We start from the raw sequence: 19,924 nt of genomic DNA, 5'->3' as shown, positions 1-19,924 counted from the left end.
GGTTCAGTCCTGGCGAATACGCTGCTTGAAGGTCCGCGCGATGGCCTGCACGCCGGGCTGGTAATCGGACTGCTCAATGGCCGCGAGGGCCAATTGCAGCGCTTTGTCGGCGATCAACTGGTGCTGCTGGGCCATGGCGTTGACCGGCAGTGGCAGGAAGTCCAGCAACTGCGTATCACCGAATGTGCCGAGGCGCAGTGGGCGGGTTTTCAACGGGAAGTCGTGCAAGGCGTCGAACACGCCCTGAAGCAACACGTAGGAGGTGGTCACCAACGCATCCGGCAAATGACCCAGGCGCTGGAGCATTTCTTCCATCAACTGCTTGCCGCACTCGCGGCTGAACGATTCGCCGTGTTCGATGAGGATTTCGCCTTTGAACCCGGCCAGAGCTTCCTTGAACCCTGCCGCCCGCTCCTGGCTGATGCTCAGTTCAGGGCGTGCGCCAATCAGGGCGATCTGCTTGGGCAGCGGGTCGAGCAGGCTGCGCGTCAGTTGCAGGCTGGCTTCGCGATCATCGCTGATCACCGAGCAGAAATGCTCAGGCTCCATGACCCGGTCGATGGCGATGATCGGTATACCCTTGGCTTGCAACTGACGGTAACTGTCGTCACCGGTCGGCAGGCAACTGGCGACGATCAATGCGTCGCAACGACGGGCGCGGAACAGTTGCAGCAATTGGCGTTCGCTGTCCGGCGCGTCGTCGGAACTGGCGATCAGCAACTGATAGCCGCGCGCCCGGGCACCTTGCTCCAGCAGTTTGGCGATTCGTGCGTAACTGGGGTTTTCCAGGTCCGGCAGAATGAAGCCCAGCGTGCGGGTGTGCCGACTGCGCAGCCCGGCCGCCTGGGGGTTGGGCGTGAAGCCATGCTGCTCGACGACCGCGCGCACGCGCTCGACGGTGGCACTGCTGATGCGTTGCTGTTCGGCCTTGCCATTGATGACATAACTGGCGGTGGTCACGGACACACCGGCCAGTTGGGCGATATCACTGAGTTTCAACTCGGGTTTCCTTGTTTGTCGGCCGACATTTTCGCCAATCCTACCCGATTCAGGCAGGCAACTATTGTCGCAGCCAATCCGACAAGTTGGACTTCAAGGATGGGACATTATCGAGTAACGTGCCAATCATTCTAGATTAAACGTTTCAGCAAGCGTATTTTCTACGTTCAGGTGCATTTTGGCCGGTTCTGCCGTGAAACCGCCAAAAGTGATGATTAAGCGCCTAAGCTGACTCATTCAAAACAATACCTGGCACCTCAAGGTGCCAAAAAGGAGAAAGCATGCTCGAGCTCACGATAGAGCAGATTTCCATGGGCCAATCGGCCGTGGACAAGTCCGCAGCGTTGCATCTGCTGGCACACCATCTGGTCGCCGATGGCCTGGTGGCGGAGGGTTATCTCGCCGGTTTGCAAGCACGCGAAGCCCAGGGCTCGACCTTTCTCGGTCAAGGTATTGCCATCCCCCACGGTACGCCGGAAACCCGCGACCAGGTGTTTTCCACCGGCGTGCGGCTGATGCAGTTTCCCGAAGGCGTGGATTGGGGCGACGGTCAGATTGTCTACCTGGCGATCGGCATCGCCGCAAAATCCGATGAACACTTGCGGCTCCTGCAGCTGCTGACCCGCGCCCTCGGCGAGACCGATCTGGGCCAGGCCCTGCGTCGCGCCGCTTCTGCCGAAGCCTTGTTGAAACTGCTGCAAGGCGCGCCGCAGGAACTGGCGCTGGATGCACAGATGATCGGCCTGGGCGTGTCGGCCGATGACTTCGAAGAACTGGTCTGGCGCGGTGCCCGTTTGCTGCGACAGGCAGATTGTGTGAGCAATGGTTTCTCCGCGGTGCTGCAACAGGTCGAGGCGCTGCCACTCGGCGATGGCTTGTGGTGGTTGCACAGCGAACAAACGGTCAAGCGTCCGGGCCTGGCCTTCGTCACCCCGGATAAACCGATGCGTTATCTCGGTCAGCCGCTCAGCGGCCTGTTCTGTCTGGCCAGCCTCGGCGAGGCGCATCAGGCCTTGCTCGAACGCCTTTGCGCGTTGCTGATCGAAGGCCGTGGCCATGAACTGGGGCGCGCCACCAGCAGCCGCAAAGTGCTCGAAGTGCTCGGCGGTGAACTGCCGGTAGACTGGCCGAGCGCGCGCATTGCGCTGGCAAACGCCCACGGTTTGCACGCGCGCCCGGCGAAAATCCTCGCGCAACTGGCGAAGAGTTTTGAAGGCGAGATTCGTGTGCGCATCGTCGACGGACAGGACAGCGCCGTGTCGGTGAAGAGCTTGAGCAAGTTGCTCAGCCTCGGCGCCCGTCGCGGTCAAGTGCTCGAATTTGTCGCCGAGCCGAGCATTGCCGCCGACGCCTTGCCAGCCTTGCTGGCCGCGATCGAAGAAGGCCTGGGTGAAGAAGTCGAGCCATTGCCCGCCGTGAGCCAGCAGCGCGAAGTCGTTGCGGATGTGGCTGAAGTGCTGCTCGCTCCGGCGTCCGGCAGTCTGGTCCAGGCCATCGCCGCAGCGCCGGGCATCGCCATCGGCCCGGCGCATATTCAGGTGCTGCAAACCATCGATTACCCGCTGCGCGGTGAGTCCGCCGCCATTGAGCGCGAGCGTCTCAAGCAAGCGCTGGCAGACGTGCGCCGCGACATCGAAGGCTTGATCGAACGCAGCAAATCCAAAGCCATTCGCGAAATCTTCATTACCCACCAGGAAATGCTCGACGACCCGGAATTGACCGATGAAGTCGAAACTCGCCTCAAACAGGGCGAAAGTGCCGAAGCGGCGTGGATGGCGGTGATCGAAGCGGCGGCGAAGCAACAGGAGTCGCTGCAGGACGCCTTGCTCGCCGAACGCGCGGCAGATTTGCGTGATATCGGCAGACGCGTGCTGGCGCAACTGAGCGGCGTCGAAACCCCGAGTGAACCCAATCAACCGTACATTCTGGTGATGGACGAAGTCGGTCCTTCCGACGTGGCGCGTCTCGATCCAACCCGCGTCGCCGGCATTCTCACCGCCCGTGGCGGCGCCACCGCGCACAGCGCCATCGTCGCCCGCGCGCTCGGCATTCCGGCATTGGTCGGCGCGGGTGCGGCGGTTTTGCTGCTGGCGCCGGGTACGCCGTTGCTGCTCGATGGCCAGCGCGGTCGCTTGCATGTGGACGCTGACACGGCGACCTTGCAGCGCGCCACCGAAGAGCGTGACACCCGCGAGCAACGCTTGAAGGCGGCTGCCGAACAACGTCATCAACCGGCACTGACTACCGACGGGCACGCGGTGGAGGTGTTCGCCAACATCGGTGAAAGCGCTGGTGTCACCAGCGCAGTGGAGCAGGGCGCTGAAGGCATCGGCCTGCTGCGTACCGAACTGATTTTCATGGCCCACTCGCAGGTGCCGGACGAAGCGACTCAGGAAGTCGAATACCGCCGCGTGCTCGATGGCCTCGCCGGTCGGCCGCTGGTGGTGCGCACCCTCGACGTCGGTGGCGACAAACCGCTGCCGTATTGGCCGATCGCCAAGGAAGAAAACCCCTTCCTCGGCGTGCGCGGAATTCGTCTGACCTTGCAGCGTCCGCACATCATGGAAGCGCAATTGCGCGCCCTGCTGCGTGCCGCTGATAACCGCCCGCTGCGCATCATGTTCCCGATGGTCGGCAGCGTCGACGAGTGGCGGCAGGCGCGGGACATGACCGAACGGCTGCGTCTGGAAATCCCGGTGGCGGACCTGCAACTGGGGATCATGATCGAGGTGCCGTCGGCTGCGTTGCTGGCGCCGGTGCTGGCCAAAGAGGTCGACTTCTTCAGTGTCGGCACCAACGACCTGACTCAATACACCCTGGCCATCGACCGTGGTCACCCGACCCTGTCGGCCCAGGCTGACGGCTTGCACCCGGCGGTGCTGCAACTGATCGACATCACCGTGCGCGCAGCCCATGCCCATGGCAAGTGGGTCGGCGTGTGCGGCGAGCTGGCGGCCGATCCGCTGGCGGTGCCGGTGCTGGTCGGTCTTGGTGTGGACGAATTGAGCGTGTCGGGCCGCAGCATTGCCGAGGTCAAGGCGCGCATTCGCGAACTCAGCCTGGCCCAGACCCAAACCCTTGCTCAACAGGCGCTTGCCGTGGGCAGCGCAAATGAAGTGCGCGCATTAGTGGAGGCCCTGTAATGGCCAAGATCCTGACCCTGACCCTCAACCCGGCGCTGGACCTGACGGTGCAGTTGCCGCGCCTTGAGCCCGGTCAAGTCAATCGCAGCGACGAGATGCACACCCACGCCGCCGGTAAAGGCGTGAACGTGGCGCAGGTGCTGGCGGACCTTGGGCATCAGCTCACCGTCAGCGGTTTTCTCGGCGAAGACAATCTTCAAGCGTTCGAAACCCTGTTTGCCAAGCGCGGTTTCGTCGATGCGTTTATCCGGGTCCCCGGCGAAACCCGCAGCAATATCAAACTGGCTGAACGAGATGGGCGCATCACTGACATCAACGGCCCGGGGCCAATGGTCAGTGAGTCCGCGCAGCAGGCGTTGCTGGATCGACTGGATCAGATTGCGCCGGGGCACGATGCGGTTGTCGTTGCCGGCAGCCTGCCTCAAGGCATCAGTCCCGAGTGGTTGCAGGCGCTGATTTTTCGCTTGAAAAACCTTGGATTGAACGTTGCACTGGACACCAGTGGCGAAGCGTTGCGAGAAGCACTCAAGGCCGGTCCGTGGTTGATCAAACCGAACACCGAAGAACTGGCCGAAGTGCTCGGTTGCGAAGTGATTTCGGTCGCGGCTCAAGCCGAAGCGGCGAGCCGCTTGCACGCGCAAGGCATCGAGCACGTGGTGATTTCCCACGGTGCCGATGGCGTGAACTGGTTCAGTGTCGGCGCGGCGATGCATGCCACGCCACCCAGGGTCAGCGTCGCCAGTACGGTGGGCGCTGGTGATTCGTTGCTGGCCGGCATGCTTCATGGTCTGCTCAGTGCCGACACGCCGGAACAGACCCTGCGCACCGCCACGGCGATTGCCGCGATGGCGGTGACCCAGATCGGTTTCGGGATCGGCGATGCGACCCAGTTGGCGCGGCTCGAACAGGGTGTGCGCGTGCGCCCCCTGACAGAACAATAAGAGGGTTTGTCATGAAATTAGCCATTGTTACGGCCTGTCCGAACGGCATGGTCACCAGTGTGCTGTGCGCCCGTTTGCTCGATGCCGCGGCGCAGCGGCAGGGCTGGAGCACCAGCGTCGAAGTGGTGGACGCGGCGCACCCGGAACGCCAATTGTCGGCGGCCACGATCGAGGCTGCCGAGTGGGTGTTGGTGGTGACCAGCGTACCGGTGGACATGTCACGATTCGTCGGCAAGCGCGTGTTCCAAAGCACCCCGGCACATGCTCTGCAAGATGTTGAAGCGGTACTGCGACGCGGTGCTGAAGAGGCTCAGGTCTACGTCGCAGACGAAGTCGTCGCCGAACCTGTGGCCGTCACGAAAAACGCCCCGCGCCTGGTCGCAATCACGGCGTGCCCGACCGGTGTTGCTCACACCTTCATGGCTGCCGAAGCCTTGCAGCAAGCGGCGAAACGTTTGGGGTATGACCTGCAGATCGAAACCCAGGGTTCGGTTGGCGCGCGCAATCCGTTGAGCGCGACGGCGATTGCCGATGCTGACGTGGTGCTGTTGGCGTGCGATATCGAAGTCGCGACCGAGCGTTTTGCCGGCAAGAAAATCTACCGTTGCGGCACGGGCATCGCGTTGAAGCAAGCCGAGGCAACGCTGAACAAAGCGCTGGCCGAAGGCAAACAGGAAAGCGCCGCGACCGGTGCCAAAGGCCCGGCCAAACAAGAGAAGACCGGCGTCTACAAACACCTGCTGACGGGCGTCTCGTTCATGCTGCCGATGGTGGTGGCAGGCGGTCTGATGATCGCGTTGTCGTTCGTGTTCGGCATCACCGCGTTCAAGGAGGAAGGCACACTCGCCGCCGCCCTGATGCAGATCGGCGGCGAGACCGCGTTCAAACTGATGGTGCCGCTGCTGGCGGGTTACATCGCCTACTCGATCGCCGACCGCCCGGGGCTTGCGCCGGGAATGATCGGTGGTCTGCTGGCAAGCACGTTGGGCGCCGGTTTCATTGGCGGGATCATTGCCGGTTTCATCGCCGGTTACGCGGCGCAGGCGATCAATCGGTATGCGCGTTTGCCGCAAAGCCTTGAGGCGTTGAAACCGATCCTGATCATCCCGTTGCTGGCGAGCCTGTTTACGGGATTGGTGATGATCTATGTGGTCGGCAAACCGGTGGCCGGGATGCTTGCGGGGCTCACGCATTTCCTCGACAGCATGGGCACCACCAACGCGATTCTGCTGGGCGTATTGTTGGGCGGGATGATGTGCGTCGACCTTGGCGGGCCGATCAACAAGGCGGCCTATGCGTTCTCGGTGGGGCTGCTGGCGTCGCAGAGTTATGCACCGATGGCCGCGACGATGGCTGCCGGGATGGTGCCGCCGATTGGTCTGGGCATCGCCACGTTCATCGCCCGACGCAAGTTTGCCCAGGCCGAACGTGAAGCCGGGAAAGCGGCGTTGGTGTTGGGGCTGTGCTTTATCTCCGAAGGCGCGATCCCGTTTGCCGCCAAGGACCCGCTGCGGGTGATTCCGGCGAGCATCGCCGGCGGCGCGCTGACCGGTGCGTTGTCGATGTATTTCGGCTGCAAGCTGATGGCGCCGCACGGTGGATTGTTTGTGTTGGCGATCCCGAATGCGATCAACCATGCGCTGCTTTATTTGCTGGCGATTGTGGCCGGGAGTTTGCTGACGGCGGTGGTGTATGCGGTGGTCAAGCGGCCGGAGGTTGTTGACCTGGCAGTAGAGCCAGTCAGCGCATAACCCGTCATTGTAGGAGCCGGCTTGCTGGCGATGGCGTTTTTGAAATCGTCATCGCCAGCAAGCCGGCTCCTACAAGGTTGTGGCGATCACCAAAATTGTGAACGACTCTGATCCTGTGGGAGCGGGCTTGCTCGCGATGGCGTCAGTGGCAACACCATCAAGCAGGGGTTTTGTACTCATTCTCCCGCTGCAACGCCCGCGCCTGAACCACATCCAGCACAGCACAGCCCTCACGCATGAGCAGATGCACGGCGCGGGTGATTCGCGTCAGATCACAGTCGGAAATGTTTTTCAGGTTCAGGCTGGTGAACGTGTCTGCCAGATCGCGAACCACGCTGAAGCGGTGCATGGCGCAGGCGGTGAGTTCGCTGAGTTCTTTGTGGGTGTTGACGAAGAGCACCGGTGTTTCGGCGTCGTAGGTGTCGATTGGGAGGTAACGCGGCATGACTTGGAACATGAAGTAACTCCTGTAATGGGAGCTACCACCATTCGCGGCCAAACGAAGAGGGTGGCAGCCATACGCGGGTTGGCCGACCGGGCACAGGAACCGGCACACCCGAAGGTGTCCCACGCACAGCTGCCATAAAACAACGCCTCAGGCACAAAGTGCCTGAGGAGGTGTTGCTACGCTGTAGCGTTCCTGCACCGACCGGCCAAGGTCGTTCGCGGTGTTTTCCGCGAGCCCGAACTATGAAGTCGATCCCGAAACGCGGCAACAAGATACGTTGTAGGAAACGTCTTGAAAAGTTGTGTGCCTCACGATGCTCATTTCAGCCCGTGTGGGAGAACGACGCATACCCTGTAGGAGCAGAGCTTGCTCGCGATGGCGATCTTTCTGTCAGTCACTTTTTTGAGTGTTAAACCGCCGTTCAAGCGGGGGGATGCCGAAGGCTCACATGTAGCTGCTGATATACAGCACTAGGTTCCTGGGTAATTTAATCATTGCGAGACGTTCAATTGCCGTCATCTGCCTGGCGGTTAGAAGATGGCTCGCCATGGCATCCTCTTCTTCATGCCAAGCCATTATCGGCATCAGGGCATCCGTGGTAACGGTCGGGGGCAAGTCGATCTCGAATACAGCCAAGTCGGTGGCTTCTTCTCTGCCGTAAATCTGAAATTTCAAATCATATTTCATGGGGCAACCTTCCTGGTTCTGTTTGCTGGCTGTGTCTGCGCCCCGGTCTCCGAGTTGAACTTGCCGAGGGGAGCCTCGAAACTACTTGGGGCGCTCAGGCGCTGGCGTGAGGACGTTTCCCAAATGCAGCGCTGAAATTTCCTATTCCCTTGATAGGAACAGGAGCCGCGATGAAAAATCAGAGCGAATACCTGCCGGTCTGAAGCTGCAGGGTTGCCCTGCAACCTGGAATCTTCCATACGGATCTGTGGTGTTGGCTGATTTGTGTGTCATGGTTGGGTCACACGGCCATGTTTTAGTTTTCCTTTTTCAGGGAGAACGCCATGAGCCAATTCAACCTCGGTCGCCGTCGTGTCATGCAGGTGGTCGGCGCCGGGCTGTTGTTGCCCGGCCTTGCGCCGGCGGTGATCGCTTCGGTCAAGGATCGGCCGCAACTCACCGATGGCGTGCAGTCCGGCGACGTGCTGGGTGACCGGGCGATGGTCTGGAGCCGCAGCGATCGTGCGGCGCGGATGGTGGTGGAGTGGGACACCCGCAGCGTGTTCGCCAACCCGCGCCGGTTCGTTTCGCCCCTCGCCGACGCCCGCAGCGATTTCACCGCGCGGGTCGAGCTCACTGGTTTGCCCGCCGACCAGGCGATTTTCTATCGCGTGCATTTCGAGGACGCCCAGAGCGGCGTCGCCAGCGAACCCTGGTTCGGTCACTTGCGCAGCGTGCCGCAGACCCGGCGCGACATCCGTTTCGTCTGGAGCGGCGACACCGTCGGCCAGGGGTTCGGCATCAACCCGGACATCGGCGGCATGCGCATCTACGAAGCCATGCGCCTGCGCCTGCCGGACTTCTTTATTCACAGTGGCGACACCATCTACGCAGACGGTCCCATACCTGCGCAGCTCACCACAGAGAGCGGCCGCGTGTGGCGCAACATCACGACTGAAGCCAAGAGCAAAGTGGCCGAAACCCTCGACGAGTATCGTGGCAATTACCGCTACAACCTGATGGACGAAAACGTCCGCCGCTTCAACGCCGAGGTGCCGCAGATCTGGCAGTGGGACGACCATGAAGTGGTGAACAACTGGTCGCCGGGCAAGCAACTCGATGAGCGCTACAGAAGCAAGGATATCCACAGCCTGGTGGGGCGTGCGCGCCAGGCCTGGCTTGAATATGCACCGATGCGTTGGCAGAGCGCCGATGGCGGTGGGCGGATTTATCGCAAGATCGGTTACGGGCCGATGCTCGATGTGTTTGTGCTCGACATGCGTAGTTATCGCGAAGCCAATGACAACAACCTTGGGGGCGCCAAACCCTTTCTCGGACGTGAGCAACTGGATTGGCTCAAGCGTGAATTGAAAGGCTCTCAGGCCCAGTGGAAAGTCATCGCCGCCGACATGCCGATCGGCCTCGGTGTGCCCGATGGCGAAGTCAGCCCCGGCGTGGCGCGCTGGGAAGCGGTGGCCAATGGTGATCCGGGACCGGCCCAGGGACGCGAACTGGAAATCGCTGAATTGCTCGGTTATCTGCGGGCGCAACAGGTGCGCAATTTCGTGTTCCTGACGGCGGATGTGCATTACTGCGCGGCGCATCATTACCACCCGGATCGTGCGGCGTTTCAGGACTTTGAACCGTTCTGGGAGTTTGTTGCCGGGCCGTTGAATGCAGGGAGCTTCGGGCCGAATCCGCTGGATAAAACCTTTGGGCCGCAAGTGATGTTCGAGAAGGCGCCGCCCGCGCAGAACACCTCGCCGTTTGCCGGGTTTCAGTTTTTTGGCGAGGTGAATATCGAGGGGACGACGGGGGAGATGAGTGTGGTGTTGCGGGACCTGGATGGGGTGGCGGTGTTTGAGCAGAAATTGCAGCCACTATGACCTGTAGGCGCCGGCTTGCTGGCGATGGCGTTTTTGATATCGCCATCGCCAGCAAGCCGGCTCCTACAGGGGGAGGTAGGTCAGTAAACGTCGCGGCGGTAGCGGCCCTGTTCGATCAGGCGGTCGACTTCTTCGATCCCGAGCACTTGATTCAGCACGTGATCCACCCCCGAAGCCATCCCCTGCAAGCTGCCGCAGATGTAAATCACGGCACCGTCGGCCAGCCATTGCTTGAGCAGATCGGCCGATTCACGCAGGCGATCCTGCACATAGATCTTCTCGGCCTGATCCCGCGAAAACGCCAGGTCCAGACGCTCGATGTCTCCGGAAATCAGCCACTCTTCCAGCTCGGCACGGCACAGGTAGTCGTGTTCGCGATTGCGCTCGCCGAACAGCAGCCAATGACGTTGCTGCCCATCGGCAATCCGCGCCTTGAGCAAACTGCGCAGTCCGGCCAGGCCGGTGCCGTTGCCCAGCAGGATCATCGGTACCGGTTCGACCGGCAGATGGAAACCGCTGTTGCGTCGTACGCGCAAACTGATGGTACTGCCCACCGGTGCGTGTTCGGTCAGCCATCCGGAACCGACCCCCAGACTGCCGTCAGGATGCACTTCCTGGCGCACGATCAGTTCCAGCACGCCGTCGGCGGCAATCGAGGCGATGGAGTATTCGCGCATGGCCAGTGGCACCAGCGCATCAACCAATGCTTGCGCGTGCAGGCCAACGAGGTGGGCGCGGTTCTCGGGCAATTGTCGACTGGCGAGGGCTTGTTCCAGAGGTTGCGACAGGTCATCGAGCACCACCGTGGCCCGGCCATCAATGCCCAGACCGTCGAGGAAATGTTCGATCACCCACGGGCAGTTGCGTGGCAACACTTCCACCAGGTCACCGGCCAGCCAGCTGCTGGTGGTCGGGGCGCTGAGGCCCAGCAAGTACACGGGCGCACCGCTGCTGTCCGGGTTCATCAATTCGCGGCGGGTGAGTGTCCAGTTGTCGTAGCGCGGTGCTTGCCAGGTGTCCACGGGCGCCTGGCCGGTCAGCAGCCCGAGTTGCTGCTGCCAGTGACGCAAGGCGTAAGGGTCGCCGCAATCGACTTCCACGGGCGCGAACAGGTGCTTGCCACCGTGCTCGCCGAGCCAGGCGTGCAAGCGGCGGGCGAAACCGCAGAAGTGCTGATACTGGCGATCACCGAGTCCGAGCACCGCGTAATTCAGTCTCTCCAGACTCAACGCGCGGCCCAGCACCTTGCGTTCGAAACCGCGGGCGCTGTCCGGTGCTTCGCCGTCGCCGAAGGTACTGACCACGAACAGAGCGTTGCTCGAATCATGCAGGTCCTGTTCGCTGACATTCGCCAGCGGTGAAACCTTCACCGGCAGACCGGCAGCCTGCAATTGCCCGGCGGTCTGCCAGGCCAGTTGCTCGGCAAACCCGCTCTGGCTGGCGAAACCGATCAGCCACGCCGGTGCGTCGCTGCCCGGTTGCGCGAAACCTTTGCGGGCGTTCTTGATCTGCTTTTTCTTGCGTCGACGATCCAGGTACAGCAACCAGCCCGTGATGAAAAACAGCGGCATGGTCAGTGCGCTGATCGTCAGGATGATCCGGCCGACAATCCCGAAGTAACTGCCGACGTGCAGTGCGTAAATGCTGGTCAGCAGCTGCGCCTTGAGGCTCTTGTCGCTGTAACGGTCGTGGCGTTTGACGAGGCCGGTGGCCGGATCGAGGCTGATCTGGTTCAGCGCGCGATCGTGTGGCGAGGAGTTCAGCAGGTAAAACACAGTGGCCGGTTGCCCGGCCACTGGCGGCATGCGGATGTTGTAGGCGCTCAGTGCCGGACCGGCAGCGCTGTAGATGCTGCTCCACATCAAGGCGTAATCGGCGGTCGGTGCCGGGCCAGCAGGCGCAGGACCACGATTGCGAACCCGTTCGTTCTGCGGCGCATCGGACAGCAATCGGGTCAGGCCTTTGTTGTACCACTCGTAGGACCACGACAACCCGGTCAACGCCGCCAGGAGGTAAAACACCAGACACCAGGTGCCGGCCACCGAGTGCAAATCCCAATTGAAGCTGCGGCCCTTTTTCTTCCAGTCGAGGGTCAGCCAGGCGCGCCAGCTTTTCCACTGGCGCGGCCAGCGCAGGTAAAGGCCGGACAGGCAGAAAAACACCAGAATCAGCGTACAGGCGCCGGTGATTTGCCGACCGGTATCGCCCATGGCGAGGAAGCGGTGCAGTTGCAGCATCAGGCCGAAGAAGTCCTGGCCGATGGCGTCGCCCTTGAACTCGGCGGTGTAGGGGTCGAAGTAGCGCATTTCGCCGCGTCGCTGCCCCGGCGGTGGTGTGAAGGCCACGCGTGCGGCGTTGCCGCTGTCGGTGTCGACCCAGAGCATCGAGACTTTCTTGCCCGACGCGCCTTCGATTTTTTCCACCAGTTCGGCGGGTGGCAGTACGCCGGCGACCTGTTTCTCGACCTGCAACACCGACGGGTTCAGTGCGCGCAGGATTTCATCCTCAAACGACACTGTCGCCCCGGTGATGCCCATCAGGGCCAGGACCAGCCCGGCACTGATACCGAAAAACCAGTGCAACTGGAACAGGGTTTTCTTCAACACGTTGCTCGCCTTGTTCGTTCAAAAATTGTCATCACGGCGCGCATTATGCCGTGGGCTGTCGAGAAGCATTCTTTTTTACACACAAAAGCCCCGTTCATATGGATGAACGGGGCCTGGCCTTCTGTAGGAGCGGGCGAAGCCTGCGATCCTTTGATCTTTGGCGATTTCAGCTCCACCCAAAATCAAGATCAAAAGATCGCAGCCTTCGGCAGCTCCTACGGTGTTGGGGGTCAGAAGTGGAAGTTGGCGCTCAGCAGGGCGGTACGACCCGCCGCCACATGGGCGTAGTGCGTCTGGAACACCTGGTCGAAGTAACGTTTGTCGGTCAGGTTCTGTACGTTGAGTTGCAGGTCGACGTTTTTGGTCAGGCGGTAGCTGGCCATTGCGTCGTAGCGCCAGTAGGACGGAATTTCCACCGAGTTGGCGATGTTGCCGAACTGCGAATCGACGAACGTGGCACCCGCACCAATGGTCAACTTTTCCGGCACCACATCATAGGTCGACCACAGGGTGAAGTTGTTCCGCGGGGTGCTCGGCATATGGTTGCCTTCATCGGCGGCGAGGGTGGTTTTGACCACTTCGCTTTCCATGTAGGTGTAGCCGCCATAGACCTTCCAGTTACGGGTCAACTTACCGGTGTACGTCAGCTCCAGACCGTTGACGGTTTGCTCGCCGTCCAGCACTTGCGTGGTGGCGCCATCCGGATCGTCGATACGGGCGTTGGTTTTCTCGGTGCGGAACAACGCGGCGGTCAATGACAGGTCATCACCGAAGAAGTCCCACTTGGTGCCGATCTCGTAGTTGCGGTTCTTTTCTGGATCGAGGTCGCTGTTGTTGGCGGCCAGTTCCAGGTTGCCGTTGCCGCTGGTTTCGCCCGCCGGGTTGCTGGAGGTCGAGTAGGCGGCGTAGATGCTGCCGTTCGGCAACGGGTTGTAGACCACGCCTATCTGGTAGTTCACCAGGTCGCTGGTGTTCTCGCGATCAAAACTCCCCGCCGGTGTGGTACGGCCAGCGTTTGCGAAGCCGCTGGATTTGACCTGGTAGTTGTCATAACGCAGGCCCAGGTTCAGGGACCACTGCTCGTTGAACTTCAGCGTGTCGAACACATAGGCGGCGGCAGTCTTGGTGTCGGTATCGGTGAACGCGGCGCTGTCGGTGATCCTGCCGTTCCAGTTATCCCCAGGCGTCGGGTTGTACAGGCTGGTGCAGTCGCCGGAGCGAAAGAGTGCAGGGTTGCACGTCGTGCCGTTGGCAGCCGAAGTCAGGATGTAGGGGCGGTTGTGGGTGTCCTGATAAGAAAACTCGATACCGGTGACCAGGCTGTGTTCGATGGCGCCGGTGTCGAACCTGGCGCTCAGGTCGGTCTGGTTGACCCAGCCGCTGGACGTCGAGTTACGGCTCTTGGTGCCACGGTAGACACTGCCCCGCGCGACGTTGCCCTTGCTGTCGTCCGGGTTGGTGACGATGTAGTCCAGGGTCGAACGGGACATGCGGAAGCTGTTGGACACGGTCAGGTCTTCATTCAGATCGTGCTCGATCTTGAAGGTGCCGCTGTCATTGGTCGTTTCGCGATAGTCGCGATGGGTGACGCCGTAGAAATTGTCGCGGTCGACATGCGCCGGTTTGTCGACGTTGTACTTGCTGCGGGCCGGGTTCAGGGTCAGCGGAATGCCGTAATCCGGCATGTCGTCGGTTTCGACGTGGTAGTAACCGAGGGTCACGCGAGTGTCGGTGCCCAGGCCGAAAGCGAAGGTCGGCGCCACACCCCAGCGGCTGACGTCCACAGTGTCACGGCCGGCGACATTGGCTTCGTGTTTCATCAGGTTCAGGCGCAAGGCCGAGGTGTCGTTCATCTGCTGGTTCAGGTCGAGCGTGGTGCGCTTGGTCTGATCCGAGCCCCAGGTGAAGCCGCCATTGTAGAAGCTGCCCAGTTTGGCGGTCTTGCTCACCAGGTTCAGGCTGCCACCGGTAGAGCCGGCTCCGGTGAAGGCAGACCCCGGGCCTTTGCTGACCTCGATCGATTCAACGTTGAAGATTTCGCGGCTCTGGGACGCCGGGTCGCGCATGCCGTCGACGAACGTGTCGCTTTCAGCGTTGAAGCCACGAATGATCGGACGGTCGCCCGCCGGGTTGCCACCTTCGCCAGCACCAAAGGTGATGCCCGGTGTGGTGCGCAAGGCGTCGACCAGGCTGGTAGCGCCCGTGTCGCGGATCACCTGCTGCGGAATCACGGTGACGCTTTTCGGTGTTTCGCGCAGCGGTGCGGTGTATTTCTTGTTGGCTGAGGTATCGGTCTTGTAGGAGGTATCGTCCTGGGCGTCGCCGGTGATGGCGGTAGCGCCCAGGGAAATCACGTTGCCCGGTGCTTTTTCGTCGGTTTTCTCAGCCGCGAAAACCATGTGGCCCGCAGAGCCGGCAGTGATCGCCACGCCAATTGCAGAAGCGAGTAAACGCGGTGAACTGACCGGTAATTGTGGTTGTTGGCGTGACATGTGAATTCCCCTCCCCAAGGATTTGAGGCCGCGGAATATAGGGTAGACGCGTCTACGTATCAATTGCGAAACGTTACTATTCGCACTGAATTTACAATCTTTACAATTTACCCTTACGGTTTTTGCTGTTTCATTCGTCGTATGTGTTTTACACGGGCAATAAGAATCAATACCATTGCCGTCCTTTTGCCTTTAGGTACTTTCCATGCTGCTGCACATCCCCGGCGTGTTCGCTAAAGAAGAGGTGCAGCGCATTCGCGAGGCTCTGGAACAGGCGGATTGGGCCGACGGAAAAATCACGGCCGGTTACCAGTCGGCCAAGGCGAAACACAATCTGCAACTGCCGGAAGGTCATCCGCTGGCCAAGGAAGTCGGCGCGGCGATGCTGGAGCGATTGTGGGAAAATCCGTTGTTCATGTCCGCGGCATTACCGCACAAGGTTTTTCCTCCGTTGCTGAACTGTTACACGGCGGGTGGCAGTTTCGATTTTCATATTGACAACGCCGTGCGTCAGCCCAAAGGCAGCATCGAGCGCGTGCGCACCGACCTGTCGGCGACGCTGTTCTTCAGCGAGCCTGAGGATTACGACGGCGGTGAACTGGAAATCCAGGACACCTTCGGCACCCAGCGCGTGAAGTTGCCCGCCGGCGACATGGTCCTGTATCCCGGCACCAGCCTGCACAAGGTCAACGCCGTCACCCGCGGCACTCGCTATGCCTCATTCTTCTGGACCCAAAGCCTGGTCCGCGAAGACAGCCAGCGCGCGCTGCTGTTCGAGATGGACGGGGCGATCCAGCAGCTGACGCAGGACATGCCGGATCACCCGTCGCTGATCCGCCTCACAGGCACGTATCACAACCTGCTGCGTCGCTGGGTCGACGTATGAGTTATCAATTGCGCCGCGAGGAAGTGCTCGACGGCGATCAGCTCAAAGCCATGCTCAATGAAAGTCCGGCGCGTGCGGCTCAGGCGATCCTGATCGCTGCACGCGAAGGGGTTCTCGACGCCCAGGCCTTGCTCGGCCAGATTCTGCTGGACGGGCAAGGGATCGAGCAGGACCCGCCATTGGCCGTGCGCTGGTTCGGGATCGCCGCTCAGCGTGGGCATCTGATGGCGCGCAACATGCTCGGTCGTTGTCACGAGCACGGCTGGGGTTGCGTGGCGGATGCCTCGGTCGCCGCACGGCATTATCGCGTCGGCGCCGAAGCCGGACTGGATTGGGCGATGTACAACTACGCCAATCTGCTGGCGACCGGGCGCGGGGTAATGGAGGATCAGGCGCAAGCGCTGAACCTTTATCGCCACGCTGCGGAACTGGGCCACGCGAAGTCGATGAACCTGCTTGGGCGTTATCTGGAGGAAGGTCGGGTTTGCCCGGCAGATCCGCAGGCTGCGCGGGACTGGTATCGACGCTCGGCCGAAAGCGGCGATTTCCGCGGCCAGTTCAGTCATGGTGCGGTGTTGGTGGAGTTGGGCAGAATCGAAGAAGGACTTGCCTGGCTGCGTCTGGCGATGGTCAACGGAAATCAGCGTTTCCTTCAGGTGAGTGCTCAACGGTTGCGGGATGCGGCCGAACCGGTGCTGAAGTTGCTGGCCGAAGATTACAAAAAACATGAGCAAGCAAAATTCGGCCGAGCAGAATGATCTTTGTGGTCGTTTTGTTAGTTGTTTTTTGATTCTGTATTCTTTTCTTATATATGCCCCTCGGGGTTTCTTTGACATTACTTTTATAAGTGTTTTAGTCTTTTCGCTGGCGCAACTGATCTGAATATTCAAGTTGTGCGTTAGCGATCAACTTCATGTTGTTCGAATTAAATTCATGCATATAATTAATGGAATAGTTATGAGCGATAATACGTTGTGGGAGCGTTCCTTGCAGGGCGCCAGCTACGAGAAATTAACCGAGTTTGCCACGGAAGTTCCAAGGATCCTGTCCGATGTGTCCAAAGCGGATGCGGACGATGTAACGCGTGAAACCGGTCTGTTACTGACAAAAAAACAAGTCATCGATTTGAGGCGTTACGAGGCTGCAGGGCTGGCCCTTCCTTACTCGGAAGTTGTTTGGCGCGAGCATGCAGCGCTACGGCAAGGATATGGAAGAGGTCTACCTGGATCTCAAGTCCGGCCCTTTGCTTGAAAAGCACAATGTCAAGACGCTGGACGAACTGAAGAAGTTGCAGCTTGAGCTGGGCGACAAGTTTCCCGGTATAGAACTTGATTCGGACACGATCCCTGATATGAGGTTTTATCTGGGCAGGATATTCGAAAAAGTTACCTCCAGTCTGGATAATGTTCGAGGTATAAAAACCGATCTGGACTCGTTTGGCTATGACTTGCGAGAAAAAGTGCTGCCGGGAATAAAGTTGAGAGTGGCACTGATCAAAACCAACTCTTATCCTGCCGAAGTAAAGAAACTGGATGAAATCATCGCCGGTCGTGCCGCGGAAATTCTGGAAAAAAACACCCAGTATCAGGCCTTGGTCGACAAGTCTCTGAGTTCTGCAGCCGGTTTGAATGTGTTTGGTTTGGGAATGGCCATTTACTACGGTGTAGAGGCGGAGGCCGTACGTAACGCTCGTAAAGAGCTGAATGCGTTGCAGGACAAGGATATTGAAGTCCTGGGAAACATGAATCGGACCCTCGGTTCGTTGAAGCGAGTGGAGCAGGATCTGCAAAACCTGACAATTATCGCCATCGATGCCGATCTGGCCACGCAGAACCTCATGCATGTCTGGAATGTGATGCATCGGTATGTCGATGAGTCTTCGACAGCCATGTTGGGGATCACCGATGCGCTGAGCCTGAGGCGCTTCATGTCGGCGTTCCGGGAGGTCGTTGGCCCGTGGGTACAAATCCACAACGACGCAGACCTCGTGATCGAGGTATTCAGAGAAGCAGATCGCGAATATGGCCAGACTCAAGGAATGGTGGTGCCAAAAATGACAACGTTCTCCGGCAAGAATGACTATCCAGCGTTTAACCTTCAGGCCTTGAAAGACAGTCATCACGCAATGCGCGACGATGCCGTCGCTGCTGAAGCGCTTTTTATCCGTCTCAATTATTTGCCAGGCGTATTCGATCGATTCAAAAGAGTGCTCGGAGATGTCAGTGCCGCTGCCCGCAATTTGCGTGAGTCCAGCTTCAACAGCAAGATGGACCTGGAATCCAAGGTTCGTAAACTGATTGCTCTTGAACAGGAGTTGGCAGACGCGGCGCAAGGCACCGAGGAGTTTGCAGAGATCGAGGAAGATCTCGAGGCCGCCTTGAAAAAAATGCTCGCCATTACTCGCAACGAGGCAAGCCAGGTGAGCATTCGTTTGGCCAATATTAGCGACGGATATGATCAGCGCACCACGTCGGGCTACATCGTCGGCCTGGAAAAAGACCAGCTCGATCTAAAGAATTCCCGTCAGGCATTAGGCGAAACCCTGGCCAAGGTTCAAAGCGAGTTCAAGGTGTTATCCGAGGCAATCAGTGCGATTGAAAAAGCCGGCATCGAGAAGATCGGCAAAGACATTGCGTTGACCATCGATAAGCTCAAAGAGCTCGGCATGGCGCCACCACAAGCTCAGATCGTGCTGTTTGCGATCGACGAACTGAAGAAAGCGATCGCCGATATCAACGAAGGCATTACTTTCATCAACATGATTCATGCAAGCAACAAGTTTCAGGCGCAGGTCGATGAGCTGGGTCGCAAGATTGCGCAGAAAGACGAGGAGATCGATCAGTCGGTCGGCAAGATCGAGTTTATTCACTTGATCCATGCACTGGACGATCAGCGCCGGCTTTATGTTGGCGAGTACAAGCAGGCAGCCGCTACGTTCAATCAATTCCTGGCGGCTGTGGAGGGTGACAGGACGGGTGATGTCGCGATGCGCAGTGCCAGGGCCATTAAAGAAGCGGGCCAGTTCATTGGCTTTCTGACGCCTGTCTCACAGCCATAACAACATCATTGACCGATGGCAGGGGGAGTTTTCGTTGAGGTGGTGACCCCTGCCTGATGTTTTTCCATTCTGGCATTCGCCAGTGTCACCAGGTCATTCCCCATGTATGAATTTCTTCTTGCGCAGAGGCACTTTGTTGCCTTGAAAAAGTACTTTGATTTTCTTCGTGTACTTCCCGCCACGCTGGACCAGCTGAAACGCCATTCAGATAACTTGCAACGTCAGGGACACGTTCTGACGACACTGCCCGATGCCGAGCGACTCAAGGTGTTGGCGTCATTCAGTTACGGTTATCTGGAACGGCTTGAAGCTGATATCTCGGCGTTGGGCAAAGTGTGTAATGAGAACTTGAGCTACATCGCAGAGTTTGCCGACGAGAGTCGAAAAATAGCAGCGCAAACGTCTCATGGTGGTCGGCATTTGAGCATCAGCGCTGTGGATTTCAAGCGATTCAGTCTGTCCAGGTCGCAATGGTGGATCTGGTTTCCTCCCAAGGATGTAAAAGGCCTGACCCACGAGCTTTACTTTCGTCTGAGTCGCACCACTTCCGCACTGTTGGATTTCAAGGCTGTGCCGAAGGAATTGAATCTTGATATCCACAACGTGTTTGAGCGCTTTTTCCGCTCGTTGACGTTGAAGCCTTGTGAGTGCCACTCGCACTATTCCCGGATTGAAACCTGGTATGTAGAAAGTGGGTCCAGCCTGCCCGGTATGAGGAACTCCGCCAGTCCCGGGAGTTCTGTGCAGGCGCGTCGGACCCGGTCCAACGAGCATCTGCGCGAACTGTTCGCGATCAAGACTGACGCCTGTTCAGCCGTTCACAACCTGAACGACTTCCTGTTTGCCATGCGCAGTTTTCTGCGGGTCGCAGAGAATGAGTTGCTGGCCGTCAAGCCGACCATGAAACTCTCGCACTTGAATTGCGCCTTGGCGCAGATCGAACATGTACTGAGGGAGGTCAAGTCGATGGCCGACCGAATGCAGCAATGGTCCCGGCCATAAAAAAAGGTCCATGACATGTCATGGACCTTTTGTTTTTCAGCCTGCG

15 protein-coding genes are annotated in these 19,924 nt (G+C 59.4%); 9 read left to right on the top strand and 6 right to left on the bottom strand.

Translation table 11 applies throughout. The features are described 5' to 3' along the window. Positions 1-3: 3 nt before the first annotated feature. Complete coding sequence (gene cra, locus FBY04_RS06720; RefSeq protein ID WP_084321860.1) at positions 4-999, bottom strand: catabolite repressor/activator; 996 nt, start codon at positions 997-999, stop codon at positions 4-6. 281 nt (positions 1,000-1,280) lie between these two features. Between cra and ptsP the strand changes: the two genes are divergently transcribed. From ptsP to FBY04_RS06705, 3 genes are read left to right on the top strand one after another with little or no spacing between them, the layout of a single operon-like run. Then, a complete protein-coding gene (gene ptsP, locus FBY04_RS06715; protein ID WP_145314829.1) occupies positions 1,281-4,142 on the top strand; it encodes a phosphoenolpyruvate--protein phosphotransferase in 2,862 nt (953 codons plus the stop codon). Next, complete coding sequence (gene pfkB, locus FBY04_RS06710; protein WP_084321862.1) at positions 4,142-5,083, top strand: 1-phosphofructokinase; 942 nt, start codon at positions 4,142-4,144, stop codon at positions 5,081-5,083. Before ptsP ends, pfkB begins: the two co-directional genes overlap by 1 nt. Before the next feature lie 11 nt (positions 5,084-5,094). Continuing rightward, entirely contained in the window at positions 5,095-6,834 is a 1,740-nt protein-coding gene (locus tag FBY04_RS06705) for a PTS fructose-like transporter subunit IIB (protein WP_084321863.1), read from the top strand. A 157-nt stretch (positions 6,835-6,991) separates the two neighbouring features. Here the strand turns inward: FBY04_RS06705 and FBY04_RS06700 are convergent, their stop codons facing one another. Together FBY04_RS06700 and FBY04_RS06695 are read right to left on the bottom strand one after the other, a co-directional pair. After that, positions 6,992-7,291, bottom strand: coding sequence for a hypothetical protein (locus FBY04_RS06700; RefSeq protein ID WP_084318058.1), 300 nt, complete (start codon positions 7,289-7,291; stop codon positions 6,992-6,994). A 435-nt stretch (positions 7,292-7,726) separates the two neighbouring features. After that, on the bottom strand, positions 7,727-7,969 hold the full coding sequence (locus FBY04_RS06695; protein ID WP_084318059.1) for a hypothetical protein: 243 nt from the start codon (positions 7,967-7,969) through the stop codon (positions 7,727-7,729). Between the two features lie 323 nt (positions 7,970-8,292). On the opposite strand from FBY04_RS06695, the gene FBY04_RS06690 reads away from it, so the two are divergent. Continuing rightward, a complete protein-coding gene (locus tag FBY04_RS06690) occupies positions 8,293-9,834 on the top strand; it encodes an alkaline phosphatase (RefSeq protein WP_145314828.1) in 1,542 nt (513 codons plus the stop codon). A gap of 80 nt (positions 9,835-9,914) precedes the next feature. Here FBY04_RS06690 and FBY04_RS06685 read toward each other — a convergent pair whose 3' ends face one another. Next, positions 9,915-12,440 (bottom strand): sulfite reductase flavoprotein subunit alpha, encoded by a 2,526-nt coding sequence (locus tag FBY04_RS06685; RefSeq protein WP_145314827.1) that lies wholly within the window; start codon positions 12,438-12,440, stop codon positions 9,915-9,917. A gap of 230 nt (positions 12,441-12,670) precedes the next feature. Further along, on the bottom strand, positions 12,671-14,932 hold the full coding sequence (locus FBY04_RS06680; protein WP_084318062.1) for a TonB-dependent siderophore receptor: 2,262 nt from the start codon (positions 14,930-14,932) through the stop codon (positions 12,671-12,673). 205 nt (positions 14,933-15,137) lie between these two features. Between FBY04_RS06680 and FBY04_RS06675 the strand changes: the two genes are divergently transcribed. From FBY04_RS06675 to FBY04_RS06665, 4 genes are all read left to right on the top strand, one after another. Beyond that, positions 15,138-15,818 (top strand): Fe2+-dependent dioxygenase, encoded by a 681-nt coding sequence (locus FBY04_RS06675; RefSeq protein ID WP_145314826.1) that lies wholly within the window; start codon positions 15,138-15,140, stop codon positions 15,816-15,818. Further along, the gene (locus FBY04_RS06670) at positions 15,815-16,576 is read left to right on the top strand and encodes a tetratricopeptide repeat protein (RefSeq protein ID WP_145314825.1); all 762 of its coding nucleotides are present in this window, start codon (positions 15,815-15,817) and stop codon (positions 16,574-16,576) included. Before FBY04_RS06675 ends, FBY04_RS06670 begins: the two co-directional genes overlap by 4 nt. A gap of 199 nt (positions 16,577-16,775) precedes the next feature. Continuing rightward, the gene (locus FBY04_RS32625; RefSeq protein WP_256666781.1) at positions 16,776-17,069 is read left to right on the top strand and encodes a hypothetical protein; all 294 of its coding nucleotides are present in this window, start codon (positions 16,776-16,778) and stop codon (positions 17,067-17,069) included. Then, the gene (locus FBY04_RS06665) at positions 17,005-18,876 is read left to right on the top strand and encodes an alpha-xenorhabdolysin family binary toxin subunit B (RefSeq protein WP_256666780.1); all 1,872 of its coding nucleotides are present in this window, start codon (positions 17,005-17,007) and stop codon (positions 18,874-18,876) included. Before FBY04_RS32625 ends, FBY04_RS06665 begins: the two co-directional genes overlap by 65 nt. A gap of 93 nt (positions 18,877-18,969) precedes the next feature. Here the strand turns inward: FBY04_RS06665 and tilS are convergent, their stop codons facing one another. After that, positions 18,970-19,080 (bottom strand): tRNA lysidine(34) synthetase TilS, encoded by a 111-nt coding sequence (gene tilS / locus FBY04_RS33150; protein WP_139272958.1) that lies wholly within the window; start codon positions 19,078-19,080, stop codon positions 18,970-18,972. A gap of 9 nt (positions 19,081-19,089) precedes the next feature. Between tilS and FBY04_RS06655 the strand changes: the two genes are divergently transcribed. After that, positions 19,090-19,878, top strand: a complete 789-nt coding sequence (locus FBY04_RS06655) for a hypothetical protein (protein ID WP_139272960.1) — start codon at positions 19,090-19,092, stop codon at positions 19,876-19,878. Positions 19,879-19,924 lie beyond the last annotated feature (46 nt).

Origin of the sequence: Pseudomonas sp. SJZ080 (assembly GCF_007828295.1) — a bacterium.
Lineage (GTDB): Bacteria > Pseudomonadota > Gammaproteobacteria > Pseudomonadales > Pseudomonadaceae > Aquipseudomonas > Aquipseudomonas migulae_A.
Note: the sequence above shows the minus strand (reverse complement) of the source record. Positions and strands in the feature narration are given on the sequence as shown.